Genomic DNA, 831 nt, shown 5'->3' with positions numbered 1-831 from the left:
CGAAGCGCGACCGCTCGCGGCTGGTGCGCAACGGCATCGTGGCGGCGGTGCTGGCGGCCGTCGTCGGCGCCATCGCCGTCACCGCCTGGTCCCTGCGCGACAATCCCGCCGCCCTGCCGACGGGCTTCGCCGAGAACGGCCCCAACCGGCCGGCCGAGAACCAGGATTCGAAATTCGCCGACCGGGTCGGCGGCGAGCGGGCGCCCCCGGCGCCGGTTCCCGCGCCCGCGCCCGCGGCCGCTCCCCAGGGCAGCACGGCCCGCCCGTCGCCGACGCCCGACATCGCGGTGGCGCAGCGCGGCACCCTCTACGAGGAGAACGGCGCCCCGGGCAGCCCCCCGAAGGCGACGCAGGCCCGGGTGGTCTGGCGCCTCGACGCGGTGAATGCCGGCCAGGGGCAGCCCCTGCAGACCGTGGTGCGGGGGGATGTGGACGTGCCCGAGGCGGGCCTGAGCCTCGCCATGGTCCTGCGCCGCAACACCGACGCGACCCTGCCGGCCTCGCACATCCTCGAGCTCACCTTCACCTCGACCGACCCGAACCGGACGGTGCGCGACGTCGGCCTGATCCAGTTCAAGGACGACGAATCTGGCCGCGGCTCCCCCGTCTCCGGCCTGCCGGTGCCGGTGCGCGACAACCTGTTCCTGATCGGCCTCTCCAACCTGAAGGCCGACATCGAGCGCAACACCGACCTCCTGCTCAAGCGCAACTGGATCGACCTGCCGATCCGCTACGCCAACGGCAACCGGGCGATCCTGACCTTCGAGAAGGGCAATGCCGGGGAGAAGGTGCTGCGCGAGGCGTTCGAGCAGTGGCAGCCGTGATCACGGC

The 831-nt window shown here is 73.2% G+C and carries 1 pseudogene; it reads left to right on the top strand.

Annotation, left to right across the window (positions count from 1 at the left end):
- A pseudogene (locus VQ03_RS34095) lies at positions 1–824 on the top strand (histidine kinase); the annotation flags it as partial.
- Positions 825–831 lie beyond the last annotated feature (7 nt).

Origin of the sequence: Methylobacterium tarhaniae (assembly GCF_001043955.1) — a bacterium.
Classification (GTDB): domain Bacteria; phylum Pseudomonadota; class Alphaproteobacteria; order Rhizobiales; family Beijerinckiaceae; genus Methylobacterium; species Methylobacterium tarhaniae.
The sequence above is the reverse complement of the archived record's forward strand: the minus strand, read 5'-3'. Positions and strand labels throughout refer to the sequence as shown.